17 protein-coding genes are annotated in these 21091 nt (G+C 71.4%); 14 read left to right on the top strand and 3 right to left on the bottom strand.

All coding sequences use genetic code 11. From position 1 onward, the window contains the following. Nucleotides 1-62: 62 nt before the first annotated feature. Genes AC5020_RS14480 through AC5020_RS14460 form a run of 5 tightly spaced genes read left to right on the top strand, consistent with a single transcriptional unit; the run spans nt 63 to nt 6370 of the window. A complete protein-coding gene (locus AC5020_RS14480) occupies nt 63-2642 on the top strand; it encodes a glycoside hydrolase family 31 protein (RefSeq protein ID WP_464988784.1) in 2580 nt (859 codons plus the stop codon). Nucleotides 2643-2646: 4 nt separating this feature from the next. Beyond that, nucleotides 2647-3708, top strand: a complete 1062-nt coding sequence (locus AC5020_RS14475; protein WP_464988783.1) for a TRAP transporter substrate-binding protein — start codon at nt 2647-2649, stop codon at nt 3706-3708. Beyond that, on the top strand, nt 3705-4223 hold the full coding sequence (locus AC5020_RS14470) for a TRAP transporter small permease (RefSeq protein ID WP_377019807.1): 519 nt from the start codon (nt 3705-3707) through the stop codon (nt 4221-4223). The genes AC5020_RS14475 and AC5020_RS14470 overlap by 4 nt, the downstream gene beginning before the upstream one ends. Then, nucleotides 4223-5527: a TRAP transporter large permease gene (locus AC5020_RS14465; protein WP_377019808.1), complete on the top strand. Its 1305-nt coding sequence runs from the start codon at nt 4223-4225 to the stop codon at nt 5525-5527. Before AC5020_RS14470 ends, AC5020_RS14465 begins: the two co-directional genes overlap by 1 nt. Before the next feature lie 24 nt (nt 5528-5551). Beyond that, a complete protein-coding gene (locus tag AC5020_RS14460; RefSeq protein WP_377019809.1) occupies nt 5552-6370 on the top strand; it encodes an AraC family transcriptional regulator in 819 nt (272 codons plus the stop codon). Here the strand turns inward: AC5020_RS14460 and AC5020_RS14455 are convergent. Further along, nucleotides 6300-6893: a GNAT family N-acetyltransferase gene (locus tag AC5020_RS14455; protein ID WP_377019810.1), complete on the bottom strand. Its 594-nt coding sequence runs from the start codon at nt 6891-6893 to the stop codon at nt 6300-6302. The genes AC5020_RS14460 and AC5020_RS14455 overlap by 71 nt on opposite strands. A 70-nt stretch (nt 6894-6963) precedes the next feature. On the opposite strand from AC5020_RS14455, the gene ligA reads away from it, so the two are divergent. Further along, nucleotides 6964-9375, top strand: a complete 2412-nt coding sequence (gene ligA / locus AC5020_RS14450) for an NAD-dependent DNA ligase LigA (RefSeq protein WP_377019811.1) — start codon at nt 6964-6966, stop codon at nt 9373-9375. Nucleotides 9376-9399: 24 nt separating this feature from the next. Here the strand turns inward: ligA and AC5020_RS14445 are convergent, their stop codons facing one another. Beyond that, nucleotides 9400-11661 carry a RecQ family ATP-dependent DNA helicase gene (locus AC5020_RS14445; protein ID WP_377019812.1) on the bottom strand — a complete coding sequence of 754 codons (2262 nt, stop codon included), beginning with the start codon at nt 11659-11661 and terminating at the stop codon, nt 9400-9402. Between the two features lie 164 nt (nt 11662-11825). Between AC5020_RS14445 and AC5020_RS14440 the strand changes: the two genes are divergently transcribed. Together AC5020_RS14440 and AC5020_RS14435 are read left to right on the top strand one after the other, a co-directional pair. Continuing rightward, nucleotides 11826-12383 (top strand): hypothetical protein, encoded by a 558-nt coding sequence (locus AC5020_RS14440; protein WP_377019814.1) that lies wholly within the window; start codon nt 11826-11828, stop codon nt 12381-12383. Next, nucleotides 12380-13300, top strand: coding sequence for an HTTM domain-containing protein (locus tag AC5020_RS14435; RefSeq protein ID WP_377019815.1), 921 nt, complete (start codon nt 12380-12382; stop codon nt 13298-13300). The genes AC5020_RS14440 and AC5020_RS14435 overlap by 4 nt, the downstream gene beginning before the upstream one ends. A 13-nt stretch (nt 13301-13313) precedes the next feature. On the opposite strand, the gene AC5020_RS14430 is transcribed toward AC5020_RS14435, so the two are convergent. Further along, complete coding sequence (locus AC5020_RS14430) at nt 13314-13526, bottom strand: hypothetical protein (protein ID WP_377019816.1); 213 nt, start codon at nt 13524-13526, stop codon at nt 13314-13316. A gap of 80 nt (nt 13527-13606) precedes the next feature. Here AC5020_RS14430 and AC5020_RS14425 point away from each other — a divergent pair, with 80 nt between their 5' ends. From AC5020_RS14425 to AC5020_RS14400, 6 genes are all read left to right on the top strand, one after another. Further along, nucleotides 13607-14458 (top strand): GNAT family N-acetyltransferase, encoded by an 852-nt coding sequence (locus tag AC5020_RS14425; protein ID WP_464988782.1) that lies wholly within the window; start codon nt 13607-13609, stop codon nt 14456-14458. 19 nt (nt 14459-14477) lie between these two features. Continuing rightward, nucleotides 14478-14774: an Asp-tRNA(Asn)/Glu-tRNA(Gln) amidotransferase subunit GatC gene (gene gatC / locus AC5020_RS14420; RefSeq protein WP_377019818.1), complete on the top strand. Its 297-nt coding sequence runs from the start codon at nt 14478-14480 to the stop codon at nt 14772-14774. Then, on the top strand, nt 14774-16312 hold the full coding sequence (gene gatA, locus AC5020_RS14415) for an Asp-tRNA(Asn)/Glu-tRNA(Gln) amidotransferase subunit GatA (RefSeq protein ID WP_377019819.1): 1539 nt from the start codon (nt 14774-14776) through the stop codon (nt 16310-16312). Before gatC ends, gatA begins: the two co-directional genes overlap by 1 nt. After that, complete coding sequence (gene gatB / locus AC5020_RS14410; protein ID WP_494564445.1) at nt 16312-17826, top strand: Asp-tRNA(Asn)/Glu-tRNA(Gln) amidotransferase subunit GatB; 1515 nt, start codon at nt 16312-16314, stop codon at nt 17824-17826. Before gatA ends, gatB begins: the two co-directional genes overlap by 1 nt. 256 nt (nt 17827-18082) lie before the next feature. Further along, entirely contained in the window at nt 18083-19615 is a 1533-nt protein-coding gene (locus AC5020_RS14405; protein WP_377019821.1) for a pyridoxal phosphate-dependent decarboxylase family protein, read from the top strand. Continuing rightward, the gene (locus tag AC5020_RS14400; RefSeq protein ID WP_464988781.1) at nt 19612-20970 is read left to right on the top strand and encodes a lysine N(6)-hydroxylase/L-ornithine N(5)-oxygenase family protein; all 1359 of its coding nucleotides are present in this window, start codon (nt 19612-19614) and stop codon (nt 20968-20970) included. Before AC5020_RS14405 ends, AC5020_RS14400 begins: the two co-directional genes overlap by 4 nt. Nucleotides 20971-21091: the final 121 nt, after the last annotated feature.

Below are 21091 nucleotides of genomic sequence, written 5' to 3'. Positions count from 1 at the left end.
GACGTGGACAGCATCGACGACGCGGCCCGGCACTGCCCGACGATTCCGATGGAGGACGAGCCATGCGCACGAGCACCCAGGTGCAGCGGGTCGAGCTGGACGGGAACGGTGTGCTCCGTGTGGTCACCGAAGGCGTCGAGATCCGGCTGCTCATGATGACCTCGGACATCGTGCGGATCCGCGCGGGCTTCGACGGGGACTTCGCCGAGCAGTCCTACAGCCTCACCACCACCGCCTGGCAGGACCGCCTCGATCCGGTGCTGGGGGAGGAGCGCACGCGCATCGCCCCGGTCCCCGTGCAGCTGGAGGAGACGGACGAGACGGCCGTGCTCATCGGCCCCCGGCTGCGCGTCGAGGTGCGCCGCTCCCCGCTGGAGATCCGCGTGCTGGACGCCGACGGCAGCGTGCTGCACGCCGATGTGCCCTACATCGCCTACCGCGAGGACACCAACCACCGCCGGATCCACACCACCCGGCTCGAACCGGGCGACGCCTTCGTCGGCTTCGGCGAGACCACGGGCGAGCTCGACAAGGCCAAGCAGCTGGTCTCCCTCAGCCCGCGCGACAGCCTCGGCTACGACGCCCGACGCAGCGCACCGCTGTACAAGCACATCCCGTTCTACCTCAAGGTCAATCGCGATTCCCGCCAGGCGGTCGGGTACTTCTACCACGGCACCCGCGACGTCTCCTTCGACCTGGGCCGCTCGCACAGCAACTACTTCCCCCACCACACCCAGATGATCGCCGACGGCGGCGACGTCGATCTGTTCCTCATCGCCGGCCCGCAGGTTCGGGACGTCGTGGCCCGGTACACCGAGCTCACCGGACGTCCGCCCGTGCTGCCCCGCCAGGCACTGGGCTATCTCGCCTCTTCCATGTACTACGCCGAGCTGACCTCCGGCAGCGACCGGGCCATCACCCGGTTCGTCGATCTCGCCGGTGAGCACGGGATCCCGGTGGACGGCTTCCAGCTCTCCAGCGGCTACACCACCCAGCAGACGGCCGACGGCGCCAAGCGCTGCGTGTTCACCTGGAACCAGGAGCGGTTCCCCGATCCCGCTGGCTTCTTCTCCGCCATGGACGAGCGCGGCGTCGTCGTCTCCCCGAACGTGAAGCCCGGCGTGCTCACGGTCCACCCGCGGCGCGCCGAGTTCGCCGAGCGCGGCGTGTTCGTCGGGGCCAGCGACGACGCCCTGGACCAGGCCGCGACCACCGCCCCCGCGCTGTCCGTGACCGGCGGGGGAGAGGCGGACCCCGACGCCCCGCGCCCGCCCGCCGTCGGCGCCTGGTGGGGCGGACCGGGACACTTCGTCGACTTCACCTCCCCGCGAGCCCGGGACGCCTGGAAGCAGTGGCTGACCGAGTCCGTGCTCGCGAAGGGCACCGCCTCGGTCTGGAACGACAACTGCGAGTACGAAGGCGTGCTCGACATGGACTCCGAGGTCGACGGGGACGGCGCCCCGAGCACACTCGCCGAGGTGCGCAACGTGATGGCCAACCTCATGTGCCGCGTCACCCAGGACGCCATCACCGAGGCCCACCCCGACCAGCGCCCCTACATCGTCTGCCGCGCCGGGCACGCCGGGATCCAGCGCTACGCCCAGACCTGGGCCGGGGACAACTCGACCTCCTGGGAGACCCTGCGCGCCAATATCGCCACCATCCTGGGCATGAGCCTGTCCGGCGTCGCCAACCAGGGGTGCGACATCGGTGGTTTCCACGGGCCCCGGCCCGAGCCGGAGCTGCTGTTGCGCTGGGTCCAGCACGGCATCTTCCAGCCCCGCTTCTCCATCCACTCCGTGAACTCCGACAACACCGTCACCGAGCCGTGGATGTACCCCGAGACCACCGGGCCGATCCGCGAGGCGATCAACCTGCGCTACCGGCTGATGCCCTACCTGTACTCGCTGATGGTCCGCGCCTCCCGCGAGGGCGCCCCGATCATGGAGCCGCTGATCAGTGCGTTCCAGCACGACGTCGAGGGCTACGACACCACCGACACCTTCATGCTGGGCGACTCCCTCCTGGTGGCCACGGTGCTCGAGAAGGGCGCCACCACCCGCACGGTCCGCTTCCCGGCCGACGAGGCGTTCTACGACCTCGCCACGCGGACACGGCACGAGGGAGGCACGACGGCCACGGAGCCGGTGGGCAGGGACTCGATCCCGCTGTACATCCGCGCCGGCGGCATCATCCCGATCGCCGTCGAGCAGCCGACCTCGCTGGTGCGCGACGAGATCCGGACCCTGCGGCTGATCTGCGCCCCCGAGCGGGACGGACGGTTCGTCCTGCACGAGGACGACGGCCGCACCCGAGCGCACGAACGCGGCCAGCGCCGCGAGAGCGTCGTGACCATGACCTCCGGCTCCACCGTGCGCATCACCCTCGAGCGCTCCGGCCCCTACCGCAGCGCCGTGCAGGCGTTCCGGTTCGACGTCATCCATCCCGAGCGCGCCCCGCTGCACGTCCGGGCGAACGGACGGAGCCTCGAGCACCGTCCGGAGGCCGCCGACTTCGAGGGCCACGACAGCGGCTGGTACTACGACGCCGCGCTCGGATCGGTCCAGATCGCACTGCCCGACGACGGGGACGATCTCGACCTCGAGATCTCCTTCGAGACCTTCGACATGATCGGAATGTGAGGCCATGACGACCCACCGCCACGATCCCGCGACGCCGCGCCTCGGACGGCGCGCCCTGCTGCTGGGGGCGCCGCTGGCCCTGGCGAGCTGCAGCGCTCGCAGCACGCAGCTGACCAGCGCGGCCGCGGACAGCAGCCGGCCGCTGGTGCTGCGCCTGGCCCACAACCTCAATGACCAGCACCCCACCTCGGTGGCGATCGCCGCATTCGCCGATGCCGTGGCCGAGCGCAGCCAGGGCCGCATCCGGGTCGACATCTACGCCAACGGTCAGCTGGGCTCCGAGACCGCCGTGCTCGGCCAGCTCACCCAGGGCATCGTCGACATCACCCGCGTCGCGAGCCCCGGCCTGGCCGGCTACCACGCCGGCTACCACACCTTCGGCCTGCCCTACGTGTTCGACTCCGAGGAGCAGATGCACGCCGTGATGGATTCCGAGCAGATGGCGGAGTTCTACCGCTCCACCCTGGACCGCGGATTCGTGGGCCTGACCCACTACTCCTCCGGAGCGCGCTCCTTCTACACCCGCGCGAGCCCGGTGCGCAGCCCCCAGGACGTGGTGGGGCTGAAGATCCGGGTCCAGGACATGCGCTCCCAGACCGATCTCATGGAGCAGCTGGACGCCGCACCGGTGGTGATGGCCTTCGGTGACACCTACACCGCGCTGCAGACGGGCCTGATCGACGGGGCCGAGAGCAACGAGACGGTCCTGACCGACAGCGCCCACGGCGAGGTCGCCAAGGTCTTCTCGCGCACCGAGCACACGCGCATCCCCGACCTGATGCTCATCAGCTCCGACGCCTGGGAACGGCTCGAGAGCGGGGATCAGGACCTCATCGTCGAGGCGGCCCGACAGTCCTCGCAGGACCACCGGATCGCCTGGGCCGAGGCCATCGAGACCGCGGAGGCCGACGCGCGGGACATGGGCGTCGAGTTCGTCGACGACGTCGAGACCGACGCGTTCCGCGAGGCCACCCGGCCTGTGGTCGACCGGTTCGCCGAGGAGTATCCCGAGGTCGCGGAGCTGCTGGAGACCATCGAACAGGTCAGTGAGGAGTCACGCGCATGAACGCCTCCGCCGACACCGTCCATCGCCTCCGCCGGGTGCTCGCCGGCACTCTGCTGTGGTTCGCCGTCGCCCTGCTGGTGCTGATGACGGCCCTGGTGCTGTACCAGGTCTTCACCCGGTACGTGCTCGGCAGCCCCGTCGCCTTCACCGAGGAACTGGTCCGCTACGCGCTGATCTGGGTCTCCTTCGTCGGCGCGACCTATGCCTTCCTCCAGCGCGAGCACATGGCGCTGACCATCGTGCGCGACCGGCTCCCCGTCCGCGCCCGGCGCGGACTCGTCCTGGCCATCGACCTGCTGATCCTCGCGCTCGCCGTGCTCGTCCTCGGCATCGGCGGCGCGATGCTCGCCTGGGATTCGCGGGAGAACATCTCCGCCCTGCTGGGCATCTCCCGTGGCCTCGTCTACCTCATCGGCCCGATCACCGGGGCGGCCATCGCCCTGGCACAGGTGCTGAACATCCTCGACCTCGTCCGCACCCCGCTCGAGGCGACCGCCCCGAAGGAGGCCGAGTGATGGACCCGCTGCTCGCAGCCCTCGCCCTGTTCGGCACCTTCGTGGTGCTGCTGGCCCTCGGTGTGCCGATCTCCGTCGGCATCATCGTCTCCGCCTTCGTCACCGCCCTGCTGATGCTGCCCTGGGCGGACACCACCTTCGTCGTCGGCCAGCAGATGAGCATGGGCGTGGAGAGCTTCTCGCTGCTCGCCGTGCCCCTGTTCATCCTCGCCGGCAACATCATGAACAACGGCGGCATCGCCCAGCGGCTGGTGGACCTGGCCCTGGTGATCTCCGGCCGCGTCCCCGGGTCCCTGGCCCACACCAACGTGCTGGCCAACATGCTGTTCGGCTCCCTGTCGGGATCCGCCGTGGCCTCGGCCGCCGCGATCGGCGGAACCCTGCACGAGCGCCAGCGGACGGAGGGGTACGACCCCGCCTACTCGGCGTCGGTGAACATCGCCTCGGCCTCCGTGGGCCTGCTGATCCCGCCGACGACGGCCGCGATCGTCTACTCCACGGTCGCCGGCGGGGTGAGCGTCTCGGCGCTGTTCATGGCCGGCTACGTGCCGGGCATCCTGATGGGCCTGGTGGTCATGCTGATCGCGTTCGTCGTCGCCCGCCGCCGCGGCTACCGCAGCAGCGAGCGCGTGGGCCTGCGCCAGGGGCTGACCGTGCTCGGTCGCGCCATTCCCTCGCTGCTGCTGGTGGTCGTGGTCGTCGGCGGCATCGTCGCCGGCATCTTCACCGCGACCGAGGGCGCGGCGGTCGCGGTCGTGTACTGCCTGGTGCTCTCGCTGATCTACCGCTCCCTGGACAGCACGGCGCTGACGCAGATCGCGGTGCGGACGGTGAGCTCGACCGGCGTGGTGATGCTGCTGATCGCCGCGTCCTCCGCGATGGCATGGGTGATGGCCTTCACCGGCATCCCCTCGGCGATCACCGACGCGCTGGTATCGACCACCGACTCGCGCGTGGCGATCCTCGCCCTGATGCTCGTGATCATGCTGGTCGTGGGAACGTTCCTGGACATCACGCCCGCGATCCTGATCTTCACCCCCATCTTCCTGCCCATCGCCACCGAGCTGGGGATGGATCCTGTCCACTTCGGCATGGTGCTGATCCTGGCCATGTGCATCGGCACCATGACCCCACCGGTGGGCTCGGTGCTGTTCGTGGCCACCGGTGTCGCGGGCGTGCGGATCGAGGACGTCGTCCCGCGGCTGCTGCCCTACTTCGCCGGATTGGTGGTGCTCCTGCTGCTGATCACCTACGTCCCCGCGCTCTCGCTCGGGATCCCGGGCATGCTGGGGCTGCTGGAGTAGGCACCCCGGGGAAGGGATCGATCGATGCAGGACGTGGCCGGTGAGCTCATGGCGGGCGGGAGAGCGGTCGCCGTCGCCCGCGTCCACGGGGTCGACGACAACATGGCGCGTCCGCACCGCCATGACTTCCTGGAGGTCTACGTCCTGGAGGAGGGCCGGCGCGAGCACGTCTCCGGCGGCCACGTGCACCGGATCTCCGCGCCCGAGGCGATCACCTTCCCACCCGGTGACGAGCACTTCTCCTACAGCCCACCGGGAGTGCCCTTCCGGCGCGTGGTGGTCTATGCGCGCCCGGACGCCGTGCTGTACGGGCACGTGCGCGAGGCACTCGGCTGCGATGCCCGGGTGTTCCGGCCGACGGCGTCGGGCCTGGCCTCGGTGCGCGGGATCGTCGACCAAATGCTGCATACGCAGGAGACGCTGGGGGAGAGCTCGCAGGACGAGCTGAGACTGCTGCTGACCCAGCTGCTGCTGGTACTGCTGCGGCAGGAGGAGGTCGATGCCGCCACCGCCGCCCGCGAGACCCGCGTCGCGCGAGTCATCCGGCACCTGCACGGGCACTACACCGAGCACATCGAGCTCGGGGAGCTCGCCGAGAGGTTCTTCGTCAGCCGCCATCACCTCTCACGGGAGTTCCGGCGGCACACCGGCACCACGGTCATCTCCTACGTCAACGATCTGCGCGTCGACCAGGCGCGCCGACTCCTGCAGGAGACCGAGCTGCCCGTCGGGCGGATCGCCGCCGACGTCGGCTTCGCCACCGTCACCCACTTCAACCGCGTCTTCCGGGAGCGGACCGGCTCGACGCCGCGGGCGGTGCGGAGCACGCGGCCGGCGCCGTGAGGTCGCGGGCCATGAGCACGCGGGTCCCCAGCCGCGTCAGCCCCAGCTCCTCCTCCGTGCGGGCCAGGCCGCGATGGAAGTCGGAGTCGATCGGCCCGACCACTCGGAAGCCGCACGCCGCGTAGAACGGCCGGTTCCACGGCACCTCCGCGAATGTGCGCAGGGTGAGCCGCGTGCCTCCGCGGGACGCGGCCTCGGCTGCCGCGGCCTCCACCAGTGCCCTGCCGTGTCCGCGACGCAGATGCTCGGGCAGCACGGCGAGCTGCTCGAGGTGGACGAGCCCTGCCGGCCCGGTCGGCTCGAGGACATGGACGAAGCCGACCGCCGGGGAGCCCTCGGACTCGGCCGCGACCAGGAGGAACCCGGGCTCAGCAGCCCGCGCGTCGCCGGCGGTCGCCGACTCCGCGCCGAACGGCTCGGGACCCAGCAGCGGCTCGAAGAGCCCGTCGGCCGCGGATTCGATGCCCTCCACAGCGGCGAGGTCCTCCTCCGTGGCCAGGCGGATGCTGCGCGCGATGCTCATGGCACGGATCCTAGGGGCGGCCGCGGGGCTCGCACCTGCGGATGTCATGGCGATGAGCAAGAATGGTGGGGTGAGCCAGCCACAGGACCCGCAGGACAGCCAGGATCGGGACGCCCCGCCCCAGGAGCGCAGCTCGGCCGAGGGCGCGCAGGCGCGCATCGCCGAGCTGACCGCCCAGGTCGAGCAGGCGATCGAGGATTACTACGTCCACGACGCACCGACCATGGCCGACGCCGAGTACGACCAGCTCGAGCAGGAGCTGCGTGATCTCGAGGCGGAGAACCCGCAGCTGGTCAAGGCCGACTCGCCCACCCAGACCGTCCACGGGGCGGTCGCTCCCGGCTTCGCGCCCGTCGAGCACATCGAGCGGATGATGAGCCTGGACAACGCGTTCACCCTCGAGGAGATCGACACCTGGGCCCACCGCGCCGCCGAGGGCCTGGGCGCAGGAGCTGCCGAGGTCCGCTACCTCACCGAGCTCAAGATCGACGGTCTGGCCATCTCGCTGGTCTACGAGGACGGCGAGCTCGTGCGTGCCGTGACCCGTGGCGACGGGCGCGTGGGGGAGGACGTCACCGCCAACGTGCGCACCATCGACTCGATCCCCGAACGGCTGGAGACCGACGCGCCGCCGGCGGTGCTCGAGGTGCGCGGTGAGGTCTTCTATCCCACCTCGGAGTTCGAGGCGCTGAACGATCAGCGGCGCGAGGCCGGACTGGCGGAGTTCGCCAACCCTCGCAACACCGCGGCCGGTTCCCTGCGCCAGAAGGACGTCGCGGTGACCGCCTCCCGCGCCCTGGCGGTGTACGTCCACGGGATCGGCGCCCACGAGGGGATGACGCTGACCTCGCAGTCCGAGGTGTACGAGACGCTGCAGGGATGGGGCCTTCCCACGTCCCCGCACACCCGGGTGCTGGAGAGCCTTCCGGAGGTGCGCGAGTTCATCGCCCACCACGGCGAGCACCGCCACGACGTCGAGCACGAGATCGACGGCATCGTGGTCAAGATCGATTCCTTCGCCCAGCAGCGCGCGCTCGGATCGACCTCGCGTGCCCCGCGCTGGGCGATCGCGTTCAAGTATCCGCCCGAGGAGGTCACCACCAAGCTCCTGGACATCCAGGTCAACGTGGGGCGCACCGGCCGCGTGACCCCCTTCGGCGTCATGGAGCCGGTCAAGGTCGCCGGCTCCACCGTGGAGATGGCCACGCTGCACAACCAGTTCGAGGTCGAGCGCAAGGGCGTCCTCATCGGGGACACCGTCGTGCTGCGCAAGGCCGGTGACGTGATCCCCGAGATCCTCGGACCGGTGGAGAAGCTGCGCGACGGCAGCGAACGGCCGTTCGAGATGCCGTCCCGGTGCCCGTCGTGCGGCACCGCGATCGGCCCGGATCGCGAGGGGGAGAAGGACTGGCGCTGCCCCAATGCGAAGGACTGTCCCGCGCAGGTGACCGGCAGGGTCGAGCATGCCGCCTCCCGCGGCGCCTTCGACATCGAGTCGCTGGGTGAGGAGAGCGCGATCGCCCTGACCGATCCCGACAAGCGTCGTCCCGAGGCTCTCGCCGCTCTGCGCGCCGGCCACCGCATCCATCTGCCGATCCGGGAACCCTCCGACGCGGAGCAGGAGAACTTCGCCGTCCTCAAGAACGGCGTGATCACCGACGGGACCGACGGGGTGCCGGTGCTCGCCGTCACGGACCTCGAGGACCCGTTGCTGCCCGGCCTGCAGGAACCGGCGGTGACCATCGGTGACAACCTCTTCGACCTCACCGCGGAGTCCCTGCGCGAGGTCTTCGTCTGGCAGCCGGAGCGGCGCGACGGGGAGCCCACGGGCGACTGGCGCATCCAGCCCGTCTTCTGGTCGCGGCCGGCGCTGAAGTACTACAAGCGCGAGGGCGCCTGGAAGCTGCAGAAGGCTCCGACGGTGCTGAAGAACACCGAATTGCTGGTCAGCGAGCTGGAGAAGGCGAAGGAGCAGCCGCTGTGGCGGGTGCTGGTGGCCCTGTCGATCCGGCACGTGGGGCCGACGGCCGCGCGATCGCTGGCCACCGCGTACGGGTCGATGTCGGCGATCCGTGAGGCGAGCGTCGAGCAGCTCTCGGACACCGACGGCGTCGGCCCGATCATCGCCGAGGCCGTGACCGACTGGTTCTCGGTGCCGTGGCACTGCCAGCTGGTCGACGGCTGGGCCGCGTCCGGCGTGCGGATGGTCGACGAGGTCGAGGAAGGCTTCGTCAGGACCCTGGAAGGGGTGACCGTGGTGGTCACCGGCGGGCTCGAGCGGTTCACCCGGGACGGCGCCAAGGAGGCGATCATCGCCCGGGGCGGCAAGGCCTCCGGCTCGGTCTCGAAGAAGACGGACTTCGTCGTGGTCGGGGAGAACGCCGGGTCCAAGGCGGACAAGGCGGAGGAGCTCGGTCTGCGGATCCTGGACGAGGACGGATTCGTCGCCCTGCTCGAGGGCGGCCCCGACGCTCTCGACTGACCCGGGGCTCCGGTGATCCGGGGCTCAGCTGACCTGGGCCAGGGCCAGCGGGAGGATCGGTCCCGACCCGGCCCGGCGCAGTGCCCGTCCCGCGATGGTCATCGTCCATCGCGTGTCGATCTCATCGTCGACCAGCAGGATCGGTGCGCCATCCAGCGCCGCGATCGCCTCGGTCAGCTGCGGTGGGACGGTGAACCGGCCCCACAGGGCGGCGACCCGGAACGCGCTGTTGCGCGCCCCGTGCAGCGGGGCGGCGCCGGGCGCGAGGCCGAGCTCGCCCAGATCCTGCATGCGCCCGGTGCGGGCGATGCCCGAGGCGAGCCGGCGCACCAGGGTGGGCCGCGTCGTGGAGGGCACCGAGACCACCGCGGCGGGCCGCTGCGCCCAATCCCAGTCCGTGAGCACCTCGACCACGCGCTGGGCGATCGCGGGGGTCAGCTCGGCGTCGACCCGGCGGCCGTCCTCGTCGACCGCGAGCAGGTGCCTCAGCGGCACCGCCCAGCCGAGGTCGGACATGCGCGCCAGCACGCGGCCCTCCTCGACGCGTTCGCCCGGCGGGATGTTGCCGCGCAGCGGTGCCCCCGCCTCGGAGGTCACCTCCAGCCTGTCCAGTCCCTGCGGCCACTGCTTGCGGGGGTCGACGGGCACACCGACCCGATCCAGCAGGCGCGAGACCGCCTCGCGGGAGGAGCCCGATCCGCCCGATGGCGACGCCGACGCCGGTGCGGACGCCGTCTGCGATCCTGACTCCGGCAGCGGGTACCACGGCCCGGCGCACACGTCGCAGCGACCACAGGGAGCCGCCGTGTCATCGTCCAGCTGGCGGGCGAGGAACATCATCCGGCACTGCTGCGGATCTCCCGGCTGGAGCCGCTCGTACTCGAGCATCGCCTGCTGTTCGGCGCGGCGTGCCCGGGCGACGTTCTCGTAGCGCTCGGCGTCATAGGTCCACGACGCTCCGGTGGCGACCCAGCCGCCGCGCACGGCCTCGACGGCGCCCTCGACCGCGAGCACCTTCAGCAGCAGCTCGAGGGAGCTGCGCTTGACGTCGACGCGTGCCTCCAGCGCCGGCGTCGACAGCGGCGCCCCGGACCTCGTCAGCTCGGCCAGGACCGCGTCGGCGTCGGCCTGGGCGGGCATCGAGGCGGTCGCGAAGTACTCCCAGATCGCCCGGTCCTCCCGGCCGGGAAGCAGCAGCACCTCGGCCGTATCGGTGGCGCGGCCGGCGCGGCCCACCTGCTGGTAGTAGGCGACCGGAGAGCTGGGCGCCCCGAGATGGACGACGAACCCCAGGTCGGGCTTGTCGAACCCCATGCCGAGCGCGCTCGTGGCCGCCAGCGCCTTGACCTCGTTGTCCTTGAGCGCCTGCTCGAGCTCGGCCCGCTCCTCGGAGTCCGTGCGCCCGGTATAGGTGCGCACCCGTCGGCCCGGCCGATCCAGCAGATCGGCGAGGTCCTCCGCCGCGGAGACGGTCAGGGTGTAGATGATCCCCGAGCCGGGCAGCTCGTCGAGATGCTGTGCCAGATACTCCAGCCGGGAGCGGTCGTCAGGCAGGGTGAGGCAGCCCAGGCGCAGCGAATCCCGGGTCAGCGCCCCGCGCAGGGTGAGCACCGCACTCGCGCCTTCCCCGCGGGAGCCGAGCTGCTCGGCCACATCCGCCACCACGCGGGAGTTCGCCGTGGCGGTCGTCGCCAGCACGGGAACCTGGTCGCCGAGCTCGGCCACGAGATCGCGCAGACGCCGGTAGTCGGGCCGGAAATCGTGCCCCCAGTCCGAGATGCAGTGCGCCTCGTCGATCACCAGCAGACCGCAGCGCTGAACCAGCCGGGGCAGCTGCTCGGCCCGGAAGCGGGGGTTGACGAGGCGCTCGGGGGAGACCAGCAGCACGTCCAGCTCATCGGCCTGCAGCGCCTGCTCGATGTCCTCCCACTGGGTCGGATTCGCCGAGCTCATCGCCTCCGCCCGCACCCCGGCCCGGCGTGCGGCGGCCACCTGGTCCCGCATCAGGGCGATCAGCGGGGAGATGATCAGTGCCGGCCCGGCTCCCCGGCGGCGCTGCAGCAGGGCCGCGAGGAAGTACACGGCCGATTTGCCCCAGCCCGTGCGCTGGACGACCAGCACCCGCCGGCGCTCCTCGACCAGGGCGGAGATGGCCTCGAACTGGCCGTCGCGGAATCCGACGTCCGCTCGGCCCGTCAGGGCCGCGAGCGCCTCCTGGGCCTCGGGGCGCAGAGCGGAGTCGACCGGGGCGAGGGGCGGGCCGGGGGCGGAGCCGATGGATTCCATGGCCCCAGTCTCCCAACCGGGACCGACGGGCGGGGGCGCCGTGGCCCGATGTGGACGCCCGGGCGGTGGGGAGGAGCCTGGGATCGAGAGGAACCTGAGAGGACTCTCATCGTTCTCTCATACCGGAGGGCACGGCTCTCATCGCCCCCTCCTAGCGTGAGCGCATGAGCACAGCTCCCCGGCCCCGGATCCCATCGACCCCGCACCAGTGCGCGTCGCGACCGGACACTGTGGCCGTCCGCCTCGCGGCCGCGGTGCTGACAGCCGCGCTGCTGAGCGCCGTGGCACTGCCCGCGCGCCGGTTCGCCCGATCCGAGGAGGCACGCGACTCGTTCCCCTTCAGCCACTATCCGATGTTCTCGGCCCCACGGAAGGCGCACTACTGGGTGACCCATCTGCTCGGCGTGCACGAGGACGGATCCGTCAGCCCGCTGCACCACGGATATCTGGGCACCGGAGGACTCAACGCGGTGCGCCGGCAGGTGCGCCGACGCGTGCGGGACGGCGACGGCCAGCAGATCGCCGAGCGGGTCGCGGCGCTGATCGCCGCCCGCGACAGGCCGGCGGACCGCGACGTGCACCGCGTGCACGTGGTGCGCGGCCGGTACCTCGTCGAACCGTTCATGCTCGGCCGCAGCAGGGACGTGTTCACCACGGCGCTGGACGTGCGCGGCAGCGCTGACGTGCCGGGACGCACCGGCGCACAGAAGGCCCTGTCATGAGCGCGCGCCGAGCGGCCGGCACCCTCCTGCGCGCCGTCGCGGTCTGCGCCGGGCGGCGGCTCGCCCCGCACGCCGGACCAGCCGGGCCGGGCCTGCTGCGCCTGGCCGTCGGCGGTTACCACCTGTGGCACGTCGGCCGGAAGCGCAGGCTCTACCAGGGGGTCCACCGCACCGATCCGGCGAGCTTCGACCCCGTCGGCCCCGCCCGCATCCTCCGCCGGCCGCTGCCGCCGGTGATCGCCGACCGGCTCGTGGACGCCTCGCTCGTCACCGGCGCCCTGTTCGCCGCCGGCGTCGGCCACCGGGTGCTCGCTCCCGTGCACTCCGCCCTGCAGACCTGGAACTTCGCCTACCGCAACTCGTGGTCCATGGTCTTCCACCACGAGAACACACTCGTCCTGCACACGATGGTCCTCGCAGCCGCTCCCGCTGGCGATGCGCTCAGCATCGATGCGCTCCTGCGCGACCGGTCGCTGCTGCCGGGCCGGCGATCCTGGATGTACGGAGCGACCCCGACGGTGATGAACGCCGCCGTCGCGGGAACCTACGTGCTCGCCGGCCTGGCGAAGCTCACCGGTGGGGACGGGCTGGGCTGGGTCCGGGGCGGTCACATGCGCGATCAGGTCGCCTTCGATGCGCTGCGCAAGGAGATGCTGGGCGAGCGATCCTCGGCGCTGGGAAAGCGGCTCTATCCCTACCCGGCCCTGTTCACCGCGATGGCCGCGGCCTCGCTGGCCGTCGAGTTCGGGGCGCCGCTGGCGGTGCTGGACCGGAGGGCGGGACGGGTGTTCGCCGGCGCGGCGTTCGCGATGCACTGGGGGATCAGGGCGATCATGCGGATCACCTTCCCGTACAACCTCTCCGGGGTGCTCTACCTGCCCTTGCTCCTGATGCCGCCGCCCGATCCGCGCGGCTGAAGCAGGGCAGGGGTCACTCCTGGGAGCCGGAGGCCTCCTGCTCGGCGAGACGACGCAGACGCTCCGGCGTCGACTCTCCCTCACGCAGGGGATCGTCCTTCGTGGCCAGGGCACGGCGCATGCGCGCCTCGAGCTCCTCGGCCTCACGAATCGCCTTGTCGTTCGAGCTCTCCTCGCGATCCTCGGGATCGTGGGAATCGTGATCGATGTTGGGGTCGACAGACATGGCTGGGTCCCTTCTGGCTCGTGCGGACGGGCGAAGTCTACCGGCGCGGGGAGGGGGCATCGATCGCTACGATCTCTGCGATGAGCTCCCGTCGATCCCGCACCTCCCGCCCGCTCGGCGGGTACCACCTCAGCGAAGCGCTGATCGCCGGCTGGCGGCCCCTGGCCCGCCTCGACGTCGACGGCTTCGCCCTCCTGCGCTCCCGCGGCGTGACCCGGCGCGCCAACAGCGCCGTCGCCGTGGATGCGCCGTCGTCCACCGCAGCGCTGACCTCCGCGATCGAGCGCATCGAGATGCTGTGCGAGACGGCGGGGGAGGCCGCCACCTTCCGGGTGCTCGACGTGCACGGGCCGCCCGGGCTCGACGACCTCCTCGCCGCTCGCGGCTACGGCACCGCCGGGCCCAGCGAGCTGCTGGAACTGGACCTGACCGCTGCCAGCCGGCTCGAGCCGTCCCCGTCGGCCGTGATCTGCACCGGGGCCCTGGACCAGGAGTGGTTCGACGCCTTCTGGCGGCTGGCGCCCCGCGAGGGTGACCAGGCCCGCGAGACCCTGCACGCCATCATGGCCGGCACGCCGGCGGTCCAGGTGCTGCTGCCTGACGGAGCCGACGGAGCCGGCGGGGCCGACGGGGCCGACGGCAGCGAGGGGAGCGCGGCGGGCCGCCCCGCCGCCGTCGGCCGTGCCGCCCTGGTCGAGGCCGGCCGGGAGCAGGCCGCCGTGCTCAACGCGATCGCGGTCGACCCGGGCCGCAGGCGCAGAGGCCTCGGGCGGGCCGTGTCGCAGACGCTGCTGTCGATCGCTGCGGTCCAGGGAGCCTCCCGCGCCCTGCTCGAGGTCGAGACCGACAACCCCGGCGCCCTGGCGCTGTACCGCACGCTCGGCTTCCGCCGCCTCGGCGGCTACCACTACCGCGTGCGACCGCCGGGCTGAGTCCACCTAGAATGCGGGTATGCCTTCGATCGGACGAGAAGACGTCGCACGCCTCGCCGACCTCGCACGGATCCAGCTCAGCGATGAGGAGATCGACCGCTTCGCCGGCGAGTTCGACTCCATCATGGACGCTGTCGCCTCCGTCTCCGAGGTCGCCACCGAGGACGTTCTCGCGACTTCCCACCCCATTGCCATGACCAACGTGCTGCGCGAAGACGTCGTCGCGGACACCCTGACCCAGGAGCAGGCGCTCGCCGGCGCTCCCGAGGCCCAGGACGGGCGCTTCGCCGTCCCGCAGATCCTGGGCGAAGAATGATGAGTGTGATCGAGCCCGTGAGTACCAGTGACATCATCCGCCGCAGTGCCGCCGCCCAGGCCGCCGCGCTGCAGGCCGGAGAGCTCTCCTCCGAGGAGCTCACCCGCGCCCACCTGGACCGGATCGCCGCCGTCGACGGCGATCTGCACGCCTACCTCCACGTCAGCGAGGAGCAGGCGCTGGCCGCCGCGCGCGACGTCGACGCCCGCCGCGCCGCCGGTGAGGAGCTCCACGAGCTCGCCGGCGTGCCGGTCGCCGTCAAGGACGTCATGGTCACCGAGGGCACGCCCACGACCGCGGGCTCCAAGATCCTCGAGGGCTGGGTCCCGCCCTACGACGCGACCCTGGTCGAGAAGCTCCGCGCGGCCGGCCTGCCGATGCTCGGCAAGACCAACATGGACGAGTTCGCCATGGGCTCCTCCACCGAGACCAGCGCCTACGGCCCCACCCGCAACCCCTGGGACCGCGAGCGGATCCCCGGCGGCTCCGGCGGCGGCAGTGCCGCGGCCGTGGGCGCCTACGAGGCCCCGCTGGCCATCGGCACCGACACGGGCGGCTCGATCCGTCAGCCCGGCGCGGTCACCGGCACCGTGGGCGTCAAGCCCACCTACGGCTCCGTCTCCCGCTACGGCCTGATCGCCATGGCCAGCTCCCTGGACCAGGCCGGGCCCGTCACCCGCACCGTCGAGGACGCCGCGCTGCTGCACCAGCTCATCGCCGGCCACGATCCGCGGGACTCGACCTCGCTGCCCGACCCCGTCGGCGACTTCGCCGCCGCGGCCCGCCGCCAGGACGTCAGCGGCCTGCGCATCGGTGTCATCGAGCAGCTCGAGGGCGAGGGCTTCGCTCCCGAGGTCCAGGCGCGGTTCACCGAGTCGCTCGAGCAGCTCGAGCGCGCCGGCGCGGAGATCGTGCGCGTCTCCTGCCCGAACTTCGAGTACGCCCTGGGCGCCTACTACCTGATCATGCCCTCGGAGGCCTCGAGCAACCTCGCGAAGTTCGATGGCATGCGCTTCGGCCTGCGGGTGGTCCCCGAGGATCACCCGACCGCGGAATCGGTCATGAAGGCGACCCGCGGCGCCGGCTTCGGCGACGAGGTCAAGCGCCGCATCCTGCTGGGCACCTACGCGCTCTCGGCCGGCTACTACGACGCCTACTACGGCAGCGCCCAGAAGGTGCGCACGCTGGTCCAGCGCGACTTCGCCGCCGCCTTCGAGCAGGTCGACGTGCTCGCCTCGCCGACCTCCCCGACCGTCGCCTTCCGCCTCGGCGAGAAGGTCGACGACCCGCTGGCGATGTACATGAACGACATCGCCACCATCCCCGCCAACCTCGCCGGCACCCCGGGCATCTCGGTGCCCAGCGGACTGGCCGAGGACGGCCTGCCCGCCGGCATCCAGTTCCTCGCCCCGGCCCGGGCCGACGAGCGCCTCTACCAGGTCGGCGGAGCCCTCGAGGCCCTGCTCGAGGACTCCTGGGGAGGGCCCCTGCTGGCAAAGGCCCCCGAGCTCACCGCGATCGCAGGAGGAGCGAAGTGATGATGAGCGCTCAGAACACCGCCCTGGTCGACTACGACGACGCCATCGCCCGCTTCGATCCCGTCCTCGGCATCGAGGTCCACGTCGAGCTCGGCACCGAGACCAAGATGTTCGACGGCGCCCCCAACATCTTCGCGGCCGAGCCCAACACGGCGATCACCCCGACCTCGCTCGGACTGCCCGGATCCCTGCCGGTGGTCAACCGCAAGGCCGTCGAGTACGCGATCAAGATCGGTCTGGCGCTGAACTGCTCCATCGCCGAGACCTGCCGGTTCGCGCGCAAGCAGTACTTCTACCCGGACCTCACCAAGAACTTCCAGACCTCGCAGTACGACGAACCCATCGCCTTCGACGGCTGGGTCGACGTCGAGCTCGAGGACGGGGAGATCGTGCGCGTCGAGATCGAGCGCGCCCACATGGAGGAGGACGCCGGCAAGAACACCCACGTCGGCGGCGCCACGGGACGCATCCACGGCGCGACCCACTCCGAGGTCGACTACAACCGTGCGGGGGTGCCACTGGTCGAGATCGTCACCAAGCCGATCCCGGACACCGGTGGCCGCGCCCCTGAGGTCGCCGCCGCCTACGTGCGCACCCTGCGGGACATCTTCCGCACCCTCGAGGTCTCCGAGGCGCGGATGGAGCGCGGAAACGTCCGCGCCGACGTGAACATCTCCCTGCGGGCCGACAGGAACGCGCCGCTGGGCACCCGCACCGAGACCAAGAACGTCAACTCCTTCCGCTCCATCGAGCGCACGGTGCGCTTCGAGATCTCCCGCCAGGCCGGGATCCTCGACGCCGGGGGCTCGATCACCCAGGAGACCCGCCACTTCCACGAGGACACCGGCGAGACCTCCTCGGGCCGCGTGAAGACCGATGCCGAGGACTACCGCTACTTCCCCGAGCCGGATCTGGTCCCCCTCGCCCCGAGCCGTGAGTGGATCGAGGAGATCCGGGCCGGACTGCCGGAGCTGCCGGCCGCACGTCGCCGCCGCCTGCTCGGGGAGTGGGGCTTCAGCGACCTGGAGATGCGCGACGCCATCAACGCCGGCGCGCTCGACCTGATCGAGGCCACGGTGACCGCCGGGGCGAGCGCCCAGAGCGCCCGCAAGTGGTGGATGGGCGAGCTGGCCCGCACCGCCGGGGAGCGGGGTGCCGACCTGGACGCGCTGCCGGTGACGCCCGCGCAGGTCGCCGAGCTCCAGGGACTGGTCGAGGCGAAGAAGATCAACGACAAGATCGCCAAGCAGGTTCTGACGAAGGTGCTCGAGGGTCAGGGCGACCCGGCCGAGATCGTCGAGAAGGAGGGCCTGGCCGTCGTCTCCGACGACTCCGTGCTCACCGACGCCGTCGATCAGGCCATCGCCGACAATCCCGACGTGGTCGCCAAGATCCAGGGCGGCAAGGTTCAGGCCATCGGCGCCCTCATCGGCCCGATCATGAAGGCCACCCGCGGTCAAGCCGACGCCGGCCGCGTGCGCGAGATCATCATGGACAAGCTCGGCGTCAGCTGAGCTGACCGCCTTTCCTCCCGCAGCGCCGCGCCCTGTAACGAGGGCGCGGCGCTGCCTTTTTTGGGCGCCGGGCGGGCTCATGGCGCTGCTGGATACGGGCCGACGAGGCGGCTGGGCGCAGGGCTCTGTGATCCTTCGCACCGCTGAACATGACGATCGCTCTTGCGTGACCATTCCGTGACCGGCTTAGGGTAGCCAAACCTAAGTAGTTCACCGTTTCGGGGTGCCGCCCCGACCGGCAGGAAGGCCCATGCAGATGTCTCAGCCCCTCCCGCAGACCGCCCCCGCACCCCGGATGCCCGCTGAGGCCTCAGAGCTGCTGGGTGCTCGCACCGCAGGGACGTACGCCGCCCTCCTGCACGAGGTGGTCGACGACCTCGCCGAGCGTCTGCGCACGGTGCGCACCCCCTCCTCGGGCGCGGACCGTTCTCTGCTGGAAGGTCTCGTGGCCGACGCCGACCTCGAGGGGGAGGGAATCGGTGACCGTGCCGCACTGCGCGAGGCCGACGAGCTCTACGCCGCCCACGCTGTGTGGTTCCACCACCCCTCCTACCTGGCCCACCTCAACTGCCCGGTCGCGGTTCCCGCGGTCGCCGCCGAGGCGATGCTCGCCGCGATCAACACGTCGGTCGACACGTACGACCAGTCGCTGGTGGCGACCCACATGGAGCAGCGCCTCGTGCGCTGGGCCTCCGATCTCATCGGGTTCGCCGGCGGCGACGGGGTGTTCACCTCCGGCGGCACCCAGTCGAACTTGCAGGCACTCTTCCTCGCCCGCGAGAGCGCGCTGCGCGGCCAGGAGCGCGCCGGGGAGTCCCGCGGCCCCGGCGTCGCCCGCCTGCGAGTGCTGACCACCGCGGCCAGCCACTTCTCCGTCGCGAGGTCCGCGCTCCTGCTCGGGCTCGAGCGGGACGCCGTCCTCGAGGTCCCCACCGATGCCGACGGGCGCATGGACCCCGCGGCCCTGCGCCGCTGCGTGCGAGCCGTCGAGGACGAGGGTGCGCAGGTGATGGCGGTCGTGGCCACCGCCGGCACCACGGATCGCGGCCTCATCGATCCGCTCGAGGAGATCGGCGTCGTCACCACCGAACGCGGCCTGTGGCTGCACGTCGACGCCGCCTACGGGGGCGGGCTGCTCGTCTCCCCGTCACGGCGCGACCTGCTGGCCGGCATCGAGCGGGCGGACTCCGTGACGATCGACTTCCACAAGACCTATTTCCAGCCCGTCTCCTCGAGCGCCCTGATCGTGGCCGATCCCGCGCAGCTCGCGGCGACCACCTGGCACGCCGACTACCTCCACCCGGCCGCCGAGGCCGCCTCCGAGCACAGCGAACCCAACCAGGTCGGCAAATCCCTGCAGACCACCCGGCGGTTCGACGCCCTCAAGCTGTGGACCACCCTGCGCTCGCTCGGCCCGGCACGGGTCGGGGCCATGGTCGACGCCGTCTGCGATCTCGCTGCCCAGGTCCATGAGCTTCTGGCGGCGGATCCGGATTTCACGGTGCTGGGAGCGACGGATCTCTCGACCGTCCTGTTCCGCTTCCAGCCGGCCCCCGTGGACGACGCGACGGCCGATGAGCACGTCGCGGTGATCCGCCGGACCCTGTTCCAGTCCGGCCGCGCCATGGTCGCCCGCACCACCGTCGACGGCCGGCCCTGGCTGAAACTCACGCTGCTGAACCCGGAGGCGACGCTCACCGACGTCGCCGCGGTCCTGGACCTGGTGCGGGCGACGGGGCGCGGCCTCCTGGCCGGTGCGCAGCTCGCCGCGACGACGGCGGCACGATGAGCGCGCGGATCCATGACCTGGTCGGGATCGGCATCGGCCCCTTCGGCCTCGGTCTCGCCGCGCTCGCCGAGCCCCTCGCCGACGTCGACGCCGTCTTCCTCGACCGGGCCCCGGAGTTCCGGTGGCACCCGGGGATGATGATCGAGGGTGCGACCATCCAGGTCCCCTTCCTCGCGGATCTCGTCACCCTCGCCGACCCGACCTCGCCCTACTCGTTCCTCGCCTACCTCAAGCACATCGGCAGGCTCTACCCGTTCTACGTGCGGGAATCCTTCTATCCGCTGCGCACGGAGTACGACGACTACTGCCGGTGGGTCGCGGACCAGCTGGACTCGCTGCGCTGGGGACGCCGCGTCGTCTCGGTCCAGGAGGAAGCGGACCACCTGCTGGTGACGGCGGAGGTCCTGGACCCCAGCGGCGAGGTGAGCGGTCTCGAGGAGCATCGGGCCCGGCACGTCGTGCTCGGGATCGGGACCGCTCCGGCGCTGCCGCGGGCGCTCGCCGAGCTCGCGCAGAGCGCTCCTGGGGAGCACCGGGTTCTCCACAGCTGCGACTACCTCTCGCACCGGGCGCAGCTGCGCGAGGCCGGCTCCGTGACGATCGTGGGCAGCGGGCAGTCCGCCGCGGAGATCTACCGCGACCTGCTCGAGGACGCGGGCGCCCGCGGCACCCGGGTGGACTGGGTGACGCGCTCGCCGCGGTTCTTCCCCATGGAGTACACCAAGCTCACCCTCGAGCTGACCTCCCCGGAGCACACCGCTCTGTTCCGGTCCCTGCCCGAGAGCCGGCGCGAGCAGCTCGGCCGCGAGCAGCGCAGCCTGTACAAGGGCATCAGCGGCGACCTGGTCGACGAGATCCACGATCTCCTCTACCGCCTCAGCAGCGGCGGCCGTGAGGTGCCGAGCACCCTGCTGACCGGGACCGCCGTGACCGCCGCCCGACATGACGCCGCCACGGGTGAGCTCGTCCTGACGCTCGAGCACGAACTGCTCGGCACCACGGCCGAGCACCGCACCCGTGCCGTCGTCGCCGCGACCGGGTACCGGGCTCGCGGGACCGACCTGCTGGCACCGCTGGGCGAGAGCATCCGCCGCGACTCCCGCGGGCGCCTGGACGTGGCCGCCGAGGACTACTCCGTCGATACGGCCCGGCGCGTCCACGTGATGAACGCCGAGGAGCACAGCCACGGCCTGACCGCCCCCGACCTCGGCTTCGGCCCCTGGCGGGCCGGCGTCATCCTCGCCGCGATCACCGGGCGCGAGCCCTATCCCCTCGAACGCCGCACCGCGTTCCAGACCTTCGGCCTGCCCGGCGACGTGCCGGTGCAGATCCCACCCCAGCAGGAGCACGCATGAGTTCCCTGAGTCAACCTCTAGGCCGTGAGAGCGCTGCTGTGGTCGTTTCTGTCGGTTCTGCGCCGCTCGTGGATGGTGGGGTCGTAGCACGTTCCGTCGCGCCAGCAGGCGTAGATGATCC

Source organism: Brachybacterium sp. SYSU DS0246, assembly GCF_059391765.1.
This window is presented reverse-complemented; position numbering and strand designations above follow the sequence as displayed.